The following is a 1,943-nucleotide window of genomic DNA, read 5'->3' as shown; positions in this document are numbered from 1 at the left end:
ATTAACCTGTTAACACGGATCTTAATTGCATTAATACTAGGTGTATTTGCTGGGGTAATTCTAGGTGAAAATACTATACATATTAAAATATTTGGCGATATATTTTTAAGGCTTCTGAATATGATAGTCTTACCGATTATTGCATTTTCGCTGATAGTGGGAGCTGCAAGTGTATCTCCAAAAAAACTTGGTTCCATTGGAATTAAAGTTTTTCTGTTTTATATAATTATGACGTCATTATCTGTTATAATAGGCCTAGTTGTGAGCCTTGGTTTACATATAGGAGGATTAGAATATTTAAGTGGTGGGCCATCTTCTAGTAGCAGCAAAACAATAGAAGTAAATCAAGTGTCATTTATTGATACTCTATTACAAATCTTTCCCACCAATATTTTTAAATCCTTAGCTGAAGGACAGGTTCTGCCTGTAATCTTCTTTTCCCTGCTTGTTGGAATAGCCCTTTCAATTTTAAAAGAAAATTCTAACAAGAAAAATGGGGCTTTATTATTATTTAACATATTTGAGTCATTTGTTGAAATTATCTACAAAATAGTTGAATGGATTTTAGAATATGCCCCAATTGGAGTTTTTGCTTTAATTGCATATACTGTAGGATCGCAAGGTGTAGGTGTTTTAAAAAACCTAATTGTTATTATATCTGTAATGTACTTAGCTCTAATACTATTAGCTATCATAATCTACGCTCCTTTATTACACTATGTTAAATGTTCTCCTATTAAATTTTTCTCTAAGGCAAAAGAAGCTATAATAACTGCCTTTGTTACTAGAAGTAGCAGCGGAACATTGCCCATATCTATGGATGTAGCTGATAAAAAATTAGGCGTTTCAAAAAGCATATATTCATTCAGTCTTCCAATTGGTGCAACAATGAATATGGATGGCACAGTAATTTATCTAAGTGTATGCGCTGTGTTTATCTCAACAGCACTGAATATTGATCTATTAAATTCAAAGATATTTGTATTAATTATTGTCTCAACATTAGCTGCAATTGGTACAGCAGGCGTCCCTGGGGCAGGCCTAATAATGCTAGTTATGGTCTTAAATAGCTTAGGCCTATCCTTAAATGACCCAAAAGTTGCCTCATTATATACAATTATATTAGGAGCTGATGCATTGATGGATATGGGTAGAACTTGCATAAATGTTACAGGCGATCTTGTAGGAACAGTTTTTGTAGGTTCTATTGAGAATGAAATAGATAGAACTTTATGGTAAGCTAATGAAAACTATTGGTATAATTGGTGGAATGGGACCCTATGCCACCCTTGATTTTTTCAAAAAAATACTAGATGAATCAAAAGTAGAAAAAGATCAAGATCATCTACATTTAATAATTGATAACTATCCACAAGTGCCTGACAGAACTAAATATATCTTAAGTAACGGCCAAAACCCCTACCCTTATATATTAGAATCAGCAAATAGATTAACTAATAACGAGTGCGATCTCTTGTGCATGCCTTGCAATACTGCCCACTATTTTATAAAGAAACTTTTAAAGGATTTAACCAAAAGTATAGAATTTATCGATATGATAGAATCAGTAAAAGAATATATATATAAAAATTATAAAAATATTGATAAAATTTTAGTTCTTGGCACTGATGGGCTTGTAAAGTCTCACATTTATAATGAATATTTTGGTAAATTTCCTTTAGAATATCCCAATTTTGAAGAACAAAAGCAGATTATGGAAATTATTTTAACAGTAAAAAAAGGGGATATTAAAAAAGCAGCCAATTCTTTTATAGGATTAATAAATAAGCTAAGCAATTATAAAAATACTATATTGATAGCTGCTTGTACAGAATTATCAATTTTACTTCCCTTTATAGATAATAAGGATAATATCATAGATTCAAATCTTATTCTAGCAAAGAAGGTTGTAAAATTAGCATATGAAAGATCTTAAATTAATA

2 protein-coding genes are annotated in these 1,943 nt (G+C 30.7%); both read left to right on the top strand.

The window, feature by feature from the left end:
- Nucleotides 1–1,239 (top strand): dicarboxylate/amino acid:cation symporter (locus SVN78_10685; GenBank protein ID MDY6822071.1); only part of this gene is annotated, 1,239 nt, incomplete at its 5' end.
- 4 nt (nucleotides 1,240–1,243) lie between these two features.
- Entirely contained in the window at nucleotides 1,244–1,936 is a 693-nt protein-coding gene (locus SVN78_10680) for an amino acid racemase (GenBank protein ID MDY6822070.1), read from the top strand.
- Nucleotides 1,937–1,943 lie beyond the last annotated feature (7 nt).

It is taken from the genome of Deferribacterota bacterium, from assembly GCA_034189185.1.
Lineage (GTDB): Bacteria > Chrysiogenota > Deferribacteres > Deferribacterales > UBA228 > UBA228.
Note: the sequence above shows the minus strand (reverse complement) of the source record. Positions and strands in the feature narration are given on the sequence as shown.

What these genes read in the sequence shown, in the direction of transcription:
- SVN78_10680 (MDY6822070.1), top strand. Translation starts at nt 1,244, where the DNA reads ATGAAAACTATTGGTATAATTGGTGGAATGGGACCCTATGCCACCCTT.